This is a genomic window from Deltaproteobacteria bacterium, assembly GCA_019310525.1.
In the GTDB taxonomy this organism is placed as follows: Bacteria; Desulfobacterota; DSM-4660; order Desulfatiglandales; family HGW-15; genus JAFDEE01.
In genome coordinates, this window is the sequence record JAFDEE010000112.1 from 1 (window position 1) to 14,378 (window position 14,378).

General features: G+C 51.5%; 14 protein-coding genes. 5 read left to right on the forward strand and 9 right to left on the reverse strand.

The annotated features are described in order from the left end of the window. Window positions 1–1,276, forward strand: a 1,276-nt coding sequence (locus JRF57_15165; GenBank protein MBW2305042.1) for a histidine kinase, incomplete at its 5' end; no start/stop codon positions are given. 45 nt (window positions 1,277–1,321) lie between these two features. Here the strand turns inward: JRF57_15165 and ybaK are convergent. From ybaK to JRF57_15205, 8 genes are all read right to left on the reverse strand, one after another. Next, entirely contained in the window at window positions 1,322–1,804 is a 483-nt protein-coding gene (ybaK, locus tag JRF57_15170) for a Cys-tRNA(Pro) deacylase (protein ID MBW2305043.1), read from the reverse strand. A gap of 362 nt (window positions 1,805–2,166) precedes the next feature. Beyond that, window positions 2,167–3,429, reverse strand: coding sequence for an aminotransferase class III-fold pyridoxal phosphate-dependent enzyme (locus JRF57_15175; GenBank protein ID MBW2305044.1), 1,263 nt, complete (start codon window positions 3,427–3,429; stop codon window positions 2,167–2,169). Window positions 3,430–3,448: 19 nt separating this feature from the next. Beyond that, on the reverse strand, window positions 3,449–4,591 hold the full coding sequence (locus tag JRF57_15180) for a saccharopine dehydrogenase NADP-binding domain-containing protein (protein ID MBW2305045.1): 1,143 nt from the start codon (window positions 4,589–4,591) through the stop codon (window positions 3,449–3,451). A gap of 131 nt (window positions 4,592–4,722) precedes the next feature. After that, on the reverse strand, window positions 4,723–4,941 hold the full coding sequence (locus JRF57_15185; protein MBW2305046.1) for a hypothetical protein: 219 nt from the start codon (window positions 4,939–4,941) through the stop codon (window positions 4,723–4,725). 13 nt (window positions 4,942–4,954) lie between these two features. Continuing rightward, window positions 4,955–5,437: a (2Fe-2S)-binding protein gene (locus JRF57_15190; GenBank protein ID MBW2305047.1), complete on the reverse strand. Its 483-nt coding sequence runs from the start codon at window positions 5,435–5,437 to the stop codon at window positions 4,955–4,957. Then, window positions 5,437–6,381 carry an FAD binding domain-containing protein gene (locus JRF57_15195; GenBank protein MBW2305048.1) on the reverse strand — a complete coding sequence of 315 codons (945 nt, stop codon included), beginning with the start codon at window positions 6,379–6,381 and terminating at the stop codon, window positions 5,437–5,439. The genes JRF57_15190 and JRF57_15195 overlap by 1 nt, the downstream gene beginning before the upstream one ends. Next, a complete protein-coding gene (locus tag JRF57_15200; protein MBW2305049.1) occupies window positions 6,381–8,660 on the reverse strand; it encodes a molybdopterin-dependent oxidoreductase in 2,280 nt (759 codons plus the stop codon). Before JRF57_15200 ends, JRF57_15195 begins: the two co-directional genes overlap by 1 nt. Before the next feature lie 315 nt (window positions 8,661–8,975). Then, window positions 8,976–10,052 (reverse strand): radical SAM protein, encoded by a 1,077-nt coding sequence (locus JRF57_15205; GenBank protein ID MBW2305050.1) that lies wholly within the window; start codon window positions 10,050–10,052, stop codon window positions 8,976–8,978. Between the two features lie 398 nt (window positions 10,053–10,450). Between JRF57_15205 and JRF57_15210 the strand changes: the two genes are divergently transcribed. Beyond that, entirely contained in the window at window positions 10,451–11,365 is a 915-nt protein-coding gene (locus JRF57_15210) for an MBL fold metallo-hydrolase (protein MBW2305051.1), read from the forward strand. A gap of 289 nt (window positions 11,366–11,654) precedes the next feature. After that, window positions 11,655–11,945: a phage holin family protein gene (locus tag JRF57_15215; protein MBW2305052.1), complete on the forward strand. Its 291-nt coding sequence runs from the start codon at window positions 11,655–11,657 to the stop codon at window positions 11,943–11,945. Window positions 11,946–12,088: 143 nt separating this feature from the next. On the opposite strand, the gene JRF57_15220 is transcribed toward JRF57_15215, so the two are convergent. Beyond that, window positions 12,089–13,048, reverse strand: coding sequence for an aldo/keto reductase (locus JRF57_15220; protein MBW2305053.1), 960 nt, complete (start codon window positions 13,046–13,048; stop codon window positions 12,089–12,091). Window positions 13,049–13,389: 341 nt separating this feature from the next. Here JRF57_15220 and JRF57_15225 point away from each other — a divergent pair, with 341 nt between their 5' ends. Next, the gene (locus tag JRF57_15225; GenBank protein MBW2305054.1) at window positions 13,390–13,650 is read left to right on the forward strand and encodes a type II toxin-antitoxin system Phd/YefM family antitoxin; all 261 of its coding nucleotides are present in this window, start codon (window positions 13,390–13,392) and stop codon (window positions 13,648–13,650) included. After that, on the forward strand, window positions 13,647–14,069 hold the full coding sequence (locus JRF57_15230) for a type II toxin-antitoxin system VapC family toxin (GenBank protein ID MBW2305055.1): 423 nt from the start codon (window positions 13,647–13,649) through the stop codon (window positions 14,067–14,069). Before JRF57_15225 ends, JRF57_15230 begins: the two co-directional genes overlap by 4 nt. The last annotated feature ends 309 nt before the right edge of the window (window positions 14,070–14,378 follow it).

A 14,378-nucleotide genomic window follows, 5' to 3' on the forward strand; every position in this document is an offset into this window, starting at 1 on the left:
ATTAAAGAAAAGCCTTGAGGCCAAGGATAAGATGTTGAGCTTCCTTGACAAGCTCATGGAAAACGTGAAGCAAGACGAGAAGTCTCTGGCAGGGACACCATTTGAACCCTTGGTCCTTGCGGCAAAGAAAGCCAACATCAAGGTGAAGGATTTGACCCTGAAGTTCATCCAGAATGAGGAGGAGATCGATCGGATCCAGGCATACCTTTTTAAGAATATCAAGGAGATACTCGGCAAGATTGAGCAGGAAATGATAGAAGGGGAAACCTTCTTTTATTCCAGGGTGAAGTCCTATTTCCGGAGCATAGTGGTGATCCTCGGGGTAGCCTCACTACTGGCCATCCTCCTGAGTTTTTTCACCTCGAGATCTGTTTCCTCCGCTCTTAAGCGGATTATTAATGATCTTCGTGAGGCCTCGGAACAGGTATCTTCTGCTTCAGGCAACGTCTCCCAGGCCGGTCAGGCCCTTGCCGAAGGGGCATCGTCCCAGGCCGCCTCCCTGGAAGAAACCTCTTCTTCTCTGGAAGAGATGGCCGCCATGACGAAGCAGAATGCGAACAACGCCCAGGAGGCCGACAACTTGATGAAAGAGGCCAACCAGGTTGTCAACGCCGCTAATCGCTCAATGAGCGGCTTGACCAGATCCATGGACGAAATCTCCAAAGCGAGTGAAGAAACCTCCAAGATCATCAAAACCATCGATGAAATTGCTTTTCAGACCAACCTCCTCGCCCTGAATGCGGCTGTGGAGGCCGCAAGGGCCGGAGAGGCGGGTGCCGGTTTCGCGGTAGTGGCGGATGAGGTGCGAAACCTGGCCCTTCGGGCGGCGGAGTCCGCCAGAGATACCTCGAGCCTCATTGAGGATACGGTCACGAAGATCAAACAGGGCTCTGAGCTGGTGACCGAAACCAATGAAGCCTTCTCCAAGGTGTCGGAAAAGTCTGCAAAGGTCGGTGAATTGGTTGCGGAAATCGCCGCCGCCTCAAACGAGCAGGCCGAAGGAATAACCCAGTTGAACAAGGCGATGGCGGAGATGGATGCAGTTGTCCAGCAGAATGCGGCCAATGCCGAGGAATCCGCTTCGGCCTCCGAGGAAATGCGCTCCCAGGCTGTTCAGATGAAGTCCATCGTGGAGGACCTGATTACGCTCGTGGAGGGTGAAAAAGGGGCACATGGGAGCCCCACGGTGACCTCCGGTTCCTCCCAGGTTTCCCGGGGAAAGACCCAGACCCAGGGAGGAATGATCCCTTTGGATAATCCTGAATTTTTGGAATAAAAAAACTGGTGGGTGGCTGTAGCTGGTGGCCGTGGGAGTTCCGGATCAGATGGCGACGTTTACGGGTACTGGCTCCAGCACCCGAACAAGGTCCTTGGGAGCGATTTCCGCCAGGAGCCCCCTTTTCCCAGCATTGATATAGATCCTGGGGAGAGAGAGGATCGACTCTTCCACATAGACTTTCAGGGGTTTTCGGGTCCCGAAGGGTGATGTCCCGCCGACGATATACCCAGTGTGCTTCCGGGCGGTTTGGGGATCGCAGGGTGTGACGGACTTGACTCCCAAGGTTCTGGCTAAGTTCTTGGTGGAGACCTGTTTGTCGCCGTGCATGAGAACGATCAGAGGGTTTTTCTTCTCGTCTTCCATTACCAGGGTCTTGATGACCAGGTGCTCGTCAACGCGAAGTTCCCTTGCTGAAACAGTTGTTCCTCCGTGCTCCTCGTATCGGTATGCATGAAGGAGAAAAGGGACCTTCCGAGCCTTCAGAAACCTTATGGCCGGAGTCGCCGGTATTTTTTCTTTTCCCATCTCTGACTACTGACCATCCATAAATGGCCCTTTTCCTCAATCTTCCGCCTTTCTCACGGCTACTGAGTGACAAGCCCGCCAAAAAGCCGGCGGACAAGCGGTGTCAGACTCAAACCGGGGACCCGCCCTAAAGGTGGGGAGTCGTCACTACACGCGGACAAATTTTAATGTCCCATACTGGGAATGGGAGAAAATCCCTCGCCTTCAGGCGAAGACTTTAGTTTGCTCGTTTTTTTGGGTAGGATTCAAGGGTCCAGGGTTCGAGTGAGAAAAAAGGATGTAAGGAAAAATGTTTTCACTTGACCCCTCGATCCCTTGGCCCTTAAAGCTATCGGCTTCAGCCGATAGTAGTTTGCTATCATTTAAGACGAAAGTGAATATTTGTTTTTCACAAATGCCAGGGATTCTTCAATGGCCCTCAAAGTCAAATCCAGGTCTTCTTCCGTGTGTCGAAAGCAGATATAGGAGTGGTGGTAAGGCGAGAAGAAGAACCCTTTGCGGATGAGCTGAGTATAGAAGTCTTTCCGTTTTCCTTTATATGTCCCTGTTTCATCCTTTTTGAAGGTGATGTAAAACATGGGGGCGACCCCGGTCAGCTCGGCGCCCACGTCATATTTATCCAGGATCGCTCGGATCTTCTTCATGAATCGCTCGCCCTTTTCCCATATATTATCGAGCACCCTGTCTCGTTCAAGGATTTCTATGGTCTTCAGGGCCGCGACAAACCCTTCACTGTTCGGGAAAAAGGTTGACGAAATAAAGAGCTTGTCAGCCGCCGCCATCATGACGTCCTTTTTGCCGGTTACCACGGAAATCGGGTATCCGTTTGCAATCGCCTTTCCCAGCACGGTCATGTCGGGAATAACACCATAGAGTTCCTGGGCACCACCCATCCTCAGCCTGAAACCGGTCCTTATCTCATCATAGACCAACACTGCGCCGTATTTGTCTGCAAGATCCCTTACCCCTTCCAGAAATCCGGGCGAGGGTTCCTGCATTTTTTCATGGTTTGGATGACCGAACGGAGTCATAATGATTGCGGCTGTCTCAGCACCGTGTTCGGCCATCAGTTTTTCCAGTTGATCAAGGTCATTATACTTAAACTCAAACACGTCTTCATAAAATTTTAAAGGAATCCCCCCCTTCATTTCAACGCACCAGTCATGCCAGCCATGGTATCCGCAACGCATGACCTTGATCTTGCCCGTATAGGCCCGTGCTATGCGAATACTGGCCGAGGTGGCGTCTGACCCGGTTTTCAGAAAAATACTCAACTCGGATGACGGCACAAGTTCGGTCAACTTTTTTGCCAGCTCATTTTGATATTTTTGTGTCAGGGTGAAGCAGATTCCTTTTTCCCTAACCTGTTCACAAACCGCGTTATCAACCTCTTCTTCACGGTAACCGAGAATAATGGGCCCGTAACCGCACAAGAAATCAATAAATTCGTTGCCGTCAACATCCGTAAGATGGCTTCCTTTGCCTGATTCGAAAAAAATAGGGTATTCACCTTCAATAAAATCGCTGGGTTTTCTTGCACCCAGAACTCCTCCCGGCACCAGGCCACACGCTTCTTCAAAGAGTTCCCTGCTCTTGGTTATATTCAGTTTCGGTGTCTCTTTCATGGAAAGTCTCCTGCCCGTATTAGATTTCAAACATGGAGGAAATTTTTTCTGTTTGATGGATTCTGGCACCTCGCTTTAAAAAGGCTGCCAGGAATTTGTCGGGATCAATGCAGCCCTCGGGGGCCATTACTCCCTTTTCCGTCACATCCCCGGCATTCATCATGAGGGCCGCTATCGAAGCCGGAATACCTGTCCCGGGGGCCATTCTTCCAACCATATCCGCCGTGTATGTCACCTTTTTCCCGCCTCGTTCGCCTTTGACGATTACTTTGAGGCCCGAAGCCTGAGGACCTTTGTCTCTCCCTTCAGGGATGGTCTCCCAAAGCTTAAGGGTCAGGTCGTAAGGTACCACGCTGGTGCCGTTGATATCCTTTGGCTCTTTACTCAGGAATCCCGTCTCTTTTTGTTCCTTGATCAATTCGTCTACCCAGAGAGGGATGAGCGCTCCTTTGATGATGACATTTTTTACCCCTTTGATATATCGGGGGATGGTCAATGGCTGGGGATGACCCACATAGCGGACATGGCACGTACCCAAAGGTTCCAGGAATTCTTCTGCTACCACATCGGTCCCGCCTTCCACGTAAACCAGTTCACCGTTGATATACTGGGGAATTTTCCCGAGGGTCATATGAAGACTATGGTCCCAGGCGGCGCCTGCAAGTTCTGCAATGCTTACCACCCAATAGAGGTAAATTTCTTCAACACTGTCCAATCTATCCGCGAACCATTTCACTAAGACATTATTGGTTCCGGGGTCTGATCCCATACCTGTAAGAACAGTAATGCCGGCTTCCTTCGCCACCTTGTCAATATCTGAGTTGAAAAGTATTTCGGTCCCTTCGTAATCATCACAAATATCAATATAGTTGACACGTGCTTCAACCGCTGCCCTGGCCACGGGCACGGCCGTTTTATAGAAGGGACCTGCGCAGTTGATTACAACATCCGAGTCCTTGAATGCGTTTACCATGCCGGCATGGTCATTTACATCCATCTTGACCAAGGTAACCTTTGCACTATCTCTTAACTTAGGCGCCAGTCTCTCCGGATCTGGAAATAAGTCTCCAAGGACAACATCCGACACCTCTTCTTGTTTTATCAGGTCCCGGGCAACTCCCTGCCCCATTCCCCCTGCTCCGCCCAGCACAAATACACGCATGTTTTTTACTCCTCCTATATGTGGCTCTTTTCTGCTTGAGTCAAGGAACTCGGGGAGCCCATGCCATGCCGACAAAAAGCCCGCCTGTCCCAGCCCCATGTCTGTTCAGTTTTTCTGGTGTGTGCATATGGTTAGGAGACCGCCGCTTTTTGATGCAGACCGCCGGAATAGACCGTTTTGTCGGGAATTCTGATGTAAGGATCAGCGGTTTCGCCCTCATAACTTTCCTGGTCCGGGACCAGATTGACGCTGCTTCGGTAATATTCGGTTTGCCTGCTTAAGGAAAATTCGTTCACACCGAGGATGAACCCACTCATGAATCGGGAACTTCCAAGTCTTCTCGTTTCCACGGATGGACACGTCCTAGCTTTTTGAAACCTTTGAGGATGAAACGGCTTCCACGGATTCCAGAATCTTCTTGTACCCCGTGCAGCGGCATAGATTGGAAGACATGGAGCGGATTATTTCCTCCTTGCTCGGCTTCGGGTTTCTGTCAAGCAGGCTCTTGGCGGTAAGCACCATGCCCGGCGTGCAGAAACCGCATTGAATCGCTCCATTTTCCATGAAGCTTTCCTGAATGGGATCCAACTTTGTTCCATCAGCCAAACCTTCTATGGTTCTTACCTCGTCGCCGTCGTCCAATTCAGCGGTCAGTACGATACAGGAGCGCGTGGGAAGTCCGTTAAGGAGCACTGTGCAGCTCCCGCAAGCCCCCAACCCGCAACCTTCCTTGGCGCCGGTCAATTCCAGGCGGTCTCTCAGGGTCTCAAGCAAGGTTTCTGAAGGCTTGACATTCAAGTCTACAGGTTGTCCGTTTACCACGAATTTGACCTTTAATCGATCCATCACTTTACCCCTTCCATCACCTTGTTCACGAGCCTTTCGGCCAGCACGGGAACCATCCGTTTCCTGTATTCAGGATTGACGACGGTATTATCGACAGGCCGCACCTGTTTGAGGAGTGTCTCCGCAGCCTCCTGGATTGCACCTTGGGAGAATTGTTTCATTTCAACTGAATGGGGTTTAGGACCAACTGCTCCTATGGTGAGTTTGCCCGTCCCGTTTCCATAAGAAAACCCCACTCCCAGGAGGGGGTAGTCGATGGCACCCCGAATTCGTAATTTTTCGTAACCTCCCACGCTCTTCTTCTTTGGAACAAATATTGCCGTGAGAAGTTCACCAGGATAAAGTTTGAAGGGTTTTTCGGCCCTGCCGGTATAAAGTTCTTCCAGGTTGAGTCGTCTTGTTCCATCAGGTCCGGAGAATTCTATCTCGGCAGAAAGCGTACACAAGGCGGGTGCGTTATCGCTGCAATAGTTTGCAAAGCAAGTATTGGCTCCTGGGATGGCATTACAGCTTTTACCGCCCATCTTGAGACAAAAGCCCTTGGATCGACGCCAGAATTCAGACTGGTTATAAAACAGACATCGGGAATTTTGAAGCAGATTACCGCCGATTGTGCCTCTCATCTGGAGGGATTCACAGGAAGTGGCTTCAAGGGATGCTTTCAGCGCGGGAAAGTAGTCTTTAATGGTCTCGTTTTCTTTGAGGTCGAAGATCCGAGCCAGGGCACCGATTCTGATCCACTCACCTTGATCCTCTACGGTGCTGAGCGGCGAAATGCGCTTCAGGTCGATAACGACTTTAGGTTTTTCAAGCCCGAGTTTCATGCGAGGGACCAGATCGGTCCCCCCACTTAAGTAAGCCGCTTCCCCCTGGAACTCACCGTAAAGCCGGACGGCTTCCTCAACATCCTTTGGTCTCCTGAACTCAAATTTCAAGGCTATCATTACTTACCTCCACCTTTCGCAGCATCAAGAGCCTTGAGGACCCTGTCCGGAGTGAGGGGAAACTCTTTAAGGGGTACCCCCAGGGCGTTGTGCACCGCACAAGCGACAGCACTGTATGCATTCATGCGCGTTGTCAGGCCTCCCTCTTTGGCGCCGAAGGGTCCTTCGGGATCATTTGAACATACAATCACAGGTTCGATTTCAGGCATGTCACAGGCAAGGGGCATTTTGTACTCCAGGAGGTCCGGGTTGAGCAGCCGGCCATCGCTCCACCGGGTTTCTTCCGTGATGAGCGCGACCCCGGCCTGTTGTACCGATCCCTCGATCTGCCCTTCGACTGCCATGGTGTTTATAGGGTTCCCACAATCGTGGGCAGCTACAAAGTGCGGGATGCGTATCTGTCCGGTCTTTTTGTCAACCCTTACTTCCGCGATAGAGCAACCGAATGAGTAAGTCCCGGCCATTTGTCCGTAAGGATTCTTGACCCATTCACGTTCAAAATCGATTTTAGGCATATATGCGCCCGTAGCGGCTATGGGCTTTCCTCGAAAAAACGCTTCCCTGACAATCCACCGCATGGGCATGCTCTTGGAAGGATCAGTCTTGGATATGACCATTCGATCCTTCAGGTCTAGATCTTCTAGGGGATGATTCATCTTGGCCGCGGCTAGTACCAGGATTTGGCGTTTGGCTTCTTCACACGCGCGCTTCACCGCGTTTCCCCCAACAAACGAAGCGGCCTGGGAGTACGCACCAGGGTCAAGATTCGTCGCCTCGGTGTCCGCATTGATCAAATTAATATCTTCAACGGGGATGCCAAGGACTTCGGAGGCGATCTGTATCGCCATGGACTCATTTCCCATCCCGGTATCGCAGATACCAGTCACGATTGTCGCCTGCCCGTCATCATTAAGTTTGACGTAACATGAGGAGCCGGACCTGAATCCCATGGGAAAACCACACATGATGGCCACACATCCCATGCCGATTCCCTCTCCTTCATGGAGCCCGGCCCGTTTCTCCTTCCATCCGGCCCGCTCGGCCGCCTGGCGTATGGGTTCTTCAAGCCCGCCGCTGATGATCACCGATTTTGTGGCCGTTTCCTCTCCGACTTTGAGCCCGTTTTTGAGCCTGATTTCCATGGGGTCCATTCCCAACTCGCGGGCGATCATGTCAAGTTGCATTTCGTTGCCGCAAAGGAAGGCCCTGCCATGGGCCCCGTACATTCCCCGGATTCCCTTGTTGGTGATTACACGATATCCATTGTATCGGACGTTTGAGAATCGGTAGGCTTCCTCATAGACGTAATACGGAATCGATGTGGCGATGGGTCCTGTGCTGCTGTATGCGCCTCCGTCATAAACAACGCGGAATTCTTTGGCTATGATGGTGCCGTCTTTTTTGACACCTGTCTTGATTGTCGCTCGTATGTCGTGAACCTGCCTCGTACAGGTGGCGTTTTCTTCGCGCGTCAGGACGAGTTTGACCGGACATCCCGACTTTATGGACAACAGGGATGTCACGAGATCGCCTGGAGATACTTCGGAACGAGAGCCGAAGTGCCCACCCACGTTTATATGCCGGACCCTCACTTTATTAAGGGGCATTTTCAGGAGATTGGACAGGGCCTTGGCGCGCACGTGTGGCCCGGCATTAGGCACCCAAAGGTCCAGGTAACCGTTGGAATAAGAGGCCACAACCGCGTATGGTTCGAGCGTCGAATAGGCCTCACCGGCGGCATGGAACGTATCTTCCCGCACGAGATGAGCCTGGGCGAAGGCCTTGTCCACATCACCAACATCGATATGGACATGAATGTTGATGTTGTTGGCGTACTCTTCATGAATCAGGGGTGCCCCCTCTTTCATGGCCTCTTCAGGATCGAAGACCGCCTCCAGGAGTTCATAGTCCACCTGAATAAGATCAAGAGCCTCAAGAGCCGTTTCTTCATCTACGGCGGCAACGCCTGCCACGTCCTCCCCGACGTACCTGACTTTATCAACAGCTATCATCGGGTGGTCCTGCGTGTACTTGAATACCCCCCATTTGACGCCGTGCGCATCGGCCGCTGTTACTACGGCCTTCACTCCCGGGAGTCGCTGGGCCCTGCTGGTGTCGATATTGAGAATTTTTGCGTGGGGATGAGGGCTTCGCAACACCTTCGCGTGGAGCATCCTGGGAAGTTTAAGGTCGGCCGTGAAGATGGCTTTCCCGGTCACTTTCGCGAGGCTGTCAGTCCGTACCATCCGCGTGCCTACAACGGTATATTCCTTGTCCATAAGATATCCTTATTACGCCGTGTGTGTTTATAAAGAGATTGCCCTTTTTGTATACTGTATACAGAGTATAGAAAAGTCACTTAAGCGGGTCAAGACAAAATCTCTTGAAAAAACATGAGGGAAGGTATTGGCTGTGGCTCCCGGCTGACATCAACGATTATATTCAAGCCAGCGTTTCAAAATTTTGATTTGAAACGCTCAGTTCAGCTCAAGATAAAAAGATGAATAGGTTCCTCACAAGAATTTGTGGGTTGATCCTCGAAATACTCCAATGTGTGTATGCCAGTCCCACTTGGCATCCCAGGCGGGGCGACGCTAGGTCCAGTCTCGGGTCTGGGGTTGGGGCAACTGGTAAGCCATAAGCCGCCTGATATACCTGTTGAACCCGTCTTCTTCCCGGGCTTCAAGCCGCTCGATCTCTTTTACCAGTTTTTCTAAAAGTTCTTTATCCTGGACCACCTCCAGGGGCCTCATGCCGGGGTAGGTGCGCTGGAGCAGGGAATAGGCCCGCTTCTGTTCCTTGGTGAGACTCAAGAAGCGGTCCAGCTCCTGCAGCATGGTTTCCTTGTGCAGGTCGAGACGCCCGTCCACCTGCATGAGCAGGTTCAGGCTGAAGTCTCCGCACCGGAAATGGGAAGGCATCTCATCCAGGTTTTCAAGGAGGAGCCGAATCTCAGCCACCACCTCCTCGTCGTTCATGGGTTCAAAAGTGCCTTCATCAATCATTTTCTGCAGGGGGGAGAGGGGGTGAACGGCAAAGGTGCGCACTCGAATAAAGTCCGGCCTGATCCGGTTCAGAATCTTTGCGGTCTCCAGGGCATGCTCCCGGCTCAGGCCCTTTCCCCCCACGCCCGGCATAATGTACTCTGAAAGGGAGATGCCTGCCTGCACGACCCGCCTGCCTCCCTCCAGGATGTCATCAGGAGTGATGCCCTTGCGGATCAGCTTCAAGACCTTCAGAGACCCGCTTTCCATCCCTGAGTGAATCCTGGTGAGTCCCGCCTCCTTCAACCTCCGGTAGTCCTCCGGGCTCTTTCTTTTCATGGACTTTGCGCGGGCATAGGTGGTGATCCGCTCGATACGGGGGAATTTTTTCCTGATATAGGCAATGATCTCAATAAGTTCCTCAGTTGGGAGAATCAAGGTGTCCGCGTCCTGAAGGAAGGCGGAGGTGAATGTATTTGATCCGGCGCCGTAAACATCCGCCATCATGTCGATGTCCCGCTTGACCTCCTGGACGGTTCTTCGTGAAAATTTCTTTCCCTTGTAAGCCGGGCAGATGTGGCACCGATTCCAGGGACAATTCCTGGTTACACGCACGAGAAGGCTCGAGGCCTCGTTGGGAGGCCTTATGACTCCTTGTTCAAAGGTGAATGCATTTCTTTTTTCCATATGGGTTTTCCTTTTTTAAAGGAAAGATAAGGTTTTTTTGTCCCATCATCAAGACGGATTTCCTCACTTGGGGTTTATAGGGCCCGGGTCCGATATCGGGGGGTTACGGGTGAATGGGGACCGGACAATGGGGGAGACAGTGAGGGATGAATCTGTTAGGATAGTGTTCATCCATAAATGGCCAATTTCCGCAATCTTCCGCCTCCGCCACGGCTACGGCGTGACAAGCCCGCCAAACAGCCGGCGGGCAAGCTGCGTCAGGCTCAAATTTTCTCATTTATGGATGGACACCAGGATAGTCGCAATCACATGCTGGAAGTTAATGCTCATTTCGGTTCGGAATGGCTTGAGGATTCAAGGGTTCAAGGGGTAGAGCGTGGTACAAGAATGAAAGACAAATGGAGGAACCATTGATATTGACGGAACCTGGAAGGATCTCTGACCATATCCTGCTCTTGGGATTGCCCGAGTCGTGTGTTTATTTTGTGGAGGATGGAGATGAGGGCCTGCTGCTGGGTGGTGGAATGTCCTATCTGGCCCCGGAAATCCATCGGCAGATCGAGGCCTTTCAAATAGACGAAAATAAGATCAGGGCCATTGTGATCCTCCATGCCCACTTTGATCATTGCGGCCTGGTTCCTTATCTGAAAAGGCGGTGGCCGTGGGCCGAGGTTATGGCGTCCGGTCGGGCCAAGAAACTCCTGGACGACGAGAAGGTCTCACGGAGTATCGCTCGCTTGAACCAGGCCGCGATAGAGAAGGCGGGGTTGGTGGAACAGGCCCGAAAGTGGGGTTTTGAGTTTTCGGGAATCGAGGTGGAGAGGATTTTGAAGGAGGGGGATAGGCTTTCTTGCGGATCACTGGATCTCGAGATCCTGGAGGTTCCAGGTCATTCCACTTGCTCGATCGCTGTTTACATGCCCCGGGAGAGGGCCCTTTTCGCTTCCGATGCAGCCGGTGTTCGTTATAAGGATTTTTTCATGGCCGCCGGCAATTCCAACTATGACCTTTACCTCGAGAGCCTGGAAAAGATGTCTTGTTACGACGTGGACATCTTGCTGGCTGAACATTACGGGGCCGTCATGGGAGATGAGGCCCGTGAGGCCCTTCGACGGGCCATTGAAACGGCCCGGGAAACCCGGATTTTTATAGAGGAATCCTACAGGCGGAACCGGGACATTGGAAAGGCCACAGAGGAAGTGGCCCGGTATTTTCAGGAACAGGCCCCGGAAGGTTTCCTGGATCCTGAAGTGTTGGACCTGGTGGCCGGCCAGATGGTACGGTATATTGCCAGGACCCTGGATAGGCTCTAATTTAGAGAATTCAACCCGGATTATGCAATTGCCAAGTTTGCAGAAGATGCAAGGCCGTAAGGCACGAAGACGTACTTTCAGTACTTCAGGCGCCATACAACACAGCAGATTCGGCAAAATCGGCAAAGCTGACCTGGAAAGATGTCCAACAGTCCACAATCATTAAAGAAATAACTTCTTTCAAAATTTGTCATGAATAATCTGGGTTCAAAGGATTCAGTGGTCGAAGTGAGTAAGAAGGATTAGGGGTGAAATGATTTTCATTTGAACCCGGTAAAAATTCGCTGCGATACTGGGTATTCTTAATGCCTTTTTCAGGCCGATCCTGATCCTTCTCACCCTTCCCATCAATGTGTTGAGCCTGGGCCTCTTCACCTTTATCATCAATGCCTTCCTGCTCATGATGGTATCGGGCGTGATCTCTGGATTCGTGGTCCGGGGGTTTTGGTCCGCAGTTATCGGATCGCTCCTGATCAGCCTGGTGAGCTGGTTGCTGAGTTCCTTCATCAGTGACCGGGGCCGAGTGGAACGTGTTGATTTCATCGAAATGAAGAAGACCGGGAAGGATCGGTGGGAATAACCGGCGAATCCGGAAGGCGGCCTATGGGCGGATCTTAATGCCCCATTCCGGGGAGGGGAGAACCTTGGGCCTTCAGGCGAAGGTTTTAGTGCGATCGTTCGCCCCCTTGGCCCCTGAAGCTATCGGCTTCAGCCGATAGTAGTTTATGTGGTCCAGAGCACGGGATTGTCATCCAGGTGGTCGGTAACGATCCGGCTGATGGCATCCATTTCCGAAAGTTCAGCGTCGGTGAGTTTTATTTCGGCTGCCAGGGCGTTTTGAATGGCCTGATCAGCGTTTCTGGCCCCGGCGATGGCCGAGGTGCCGGGTTGGGCGATCACCCAGGCCAGGGCCAATTGACCCAGGGTGACCCCCTTTCGATCGGCGATCGGCTTTAGTCTTGAAAGGGCCTCCTGGGCCCGGATGAAGTGATCACCCTGGAAAAGGCGGTTACGCACCCTGTGGTCCCCTTTTGCGAACCGGTGCCCCGGCCTGAATTTCCCCGTAAGCAGCCCCTGGCACATGGGAGAGTAAGCCAGGATGCTGATCCCCTCTTGTTGGCAGAAGGGCAGGAGATCCTTTTCCACCTGCCGCCAAAAAAGGGAGTAAGGGGGTTGAAGACTTTCTATTGGACCGAACCGGCCGGCCTCCTGGAGTTGTTGAAGTGAGAAGTTGGATACCCCGATAGCCCTTATCTTCCCCGCTTCTTTCAGGTCGGTCATGGCCCGCATGGTTTCCTCGATGGGCACCTTCTTGGTGCCCCAGGAGCCCGAGGGCCAGTGGATCTGGTAAAGATCGATCCAGTCCGTTTTCAGCCTTTCAAGGGAACGGTTACAGGCGGCGATGACCTGGTCATAGGTTAGGTGGTTGGCAAATACCTTGGTGGCAAGGACGGCCTCCTTCCTTACGGGTCTGATGATCTTCCCAAGAAGACTTTCCGAATAACCCCGGCCGTATTCCTCGGCCGTATCAAAGGTGGTAACGCCCGCGTCGAAGGCCGAGCGTATCGCCTTTTCGATCTCCTTGTCGTCGATTCCGACCCACATCTTCTTGCCGGCCTGCCAGGTGCCCATGATGATGGGCGTGATAAAAACTTCAGATCGGCCCAGTGGTCGCTTTTCCATCCTTGTGGCTCCCCTGTTTTGCGTCCTGTCGCCAAGTCCCTTGACAGGTTTTTGAGAAATTACTGCACTCGCTACGTTTTCAATGGGGCCCCGCGGGTAAACCCGCGGTCTTCTGCGAAGGTGGATAAACTGCTGGAGATTTTTGTAAAATTCCCTTTTCTACTGATATCACCATAAGAAGCTAATTTCAATCCTCGAAATTTTTAGCCCAACATAGAAACTCTGGCCCGGAGCCCCAGCGTTTCTATGTTGGACTGAACAGGCCTGATGAAAAGAAGGATTGACAAAATTGAACGTTTTAAATATAATCTAGACAGACTAGATTAAAAATGGAGGCGTAAATGGAAAACAGGGTTTGGCAACTACAGGAAGCAAAGAACAAATTCAGTCGTTTAGTGGAAAAAGCCCAAAAAAATGGACCACAAATCGTCACCAAACACGGTAAAGAGGCTGTAGTGGTGTTATCGGTTGATGAATACAAAAAAATGATAACTCCTAAGTGCGATTTGGTGGAGTTTATCCAAAAATCACCATTAAAGGATGCGAAAATAGACTTTTCAGAATTACGCAGTAAAGATTTGCCGAGGGATCTTGAAATATGAATTACATACTTGATACCTGCATAATTTCTGAAATCGTAAAGCCTAAACCGCGCCTCAAGGTCATTAATTGGTTAAGATCGCAGAATGAAAATAATTTATATATCAGTGTGTTGACCCTTGGTGAACTTCATAAGGGCCTTGAGAAGATAAGGGATAAAAGACAGAAAAAGAAAATTCACTTATGGATAGAGCAGGATCTGAGAGAGCGTTTTCGAGATAAGATTTTACCAATAGACGCCCGAGTGGCTATGATTTGGGGGCAAGTCCAAGGGCGAACAGAACAAAGCGGACGAGGGATGCCGACCATAGACGGCCTGATAGCTGCCACCGGGCTTGCGTTCAATATGGTTGTTGCCACTCGTAACATATCAGATATGGAAGCTAGTGGAGTAGCTCTGTTCAACCCTTGGGATGAATAAAATTCGAGATGCCACATCGCTGCAGCAGACCGCTGGTCCCTCGGCGCCCCCCGCTTGCAGGCCGTTGTAAGAAATAAAAAAGCCCAACAAATCATTGCTGTCCAGAATAGAATTGTTTTGCTATTCATTAATAATAAAATCAGAAGGATAGCCATACATAACGGTTTCTTTCAAATTCAGGTTTTTTGCAGGCCGGCAGAAAGCAGAGGCTGCGGATGTTCTCCTCGCTAACGTTCCCACCAGAAAGCCGGCGGGCAGGCGCTCCGCCGTCCATGGCTTCGCTCCCGCCAGACACCGGCGGACAGGCAC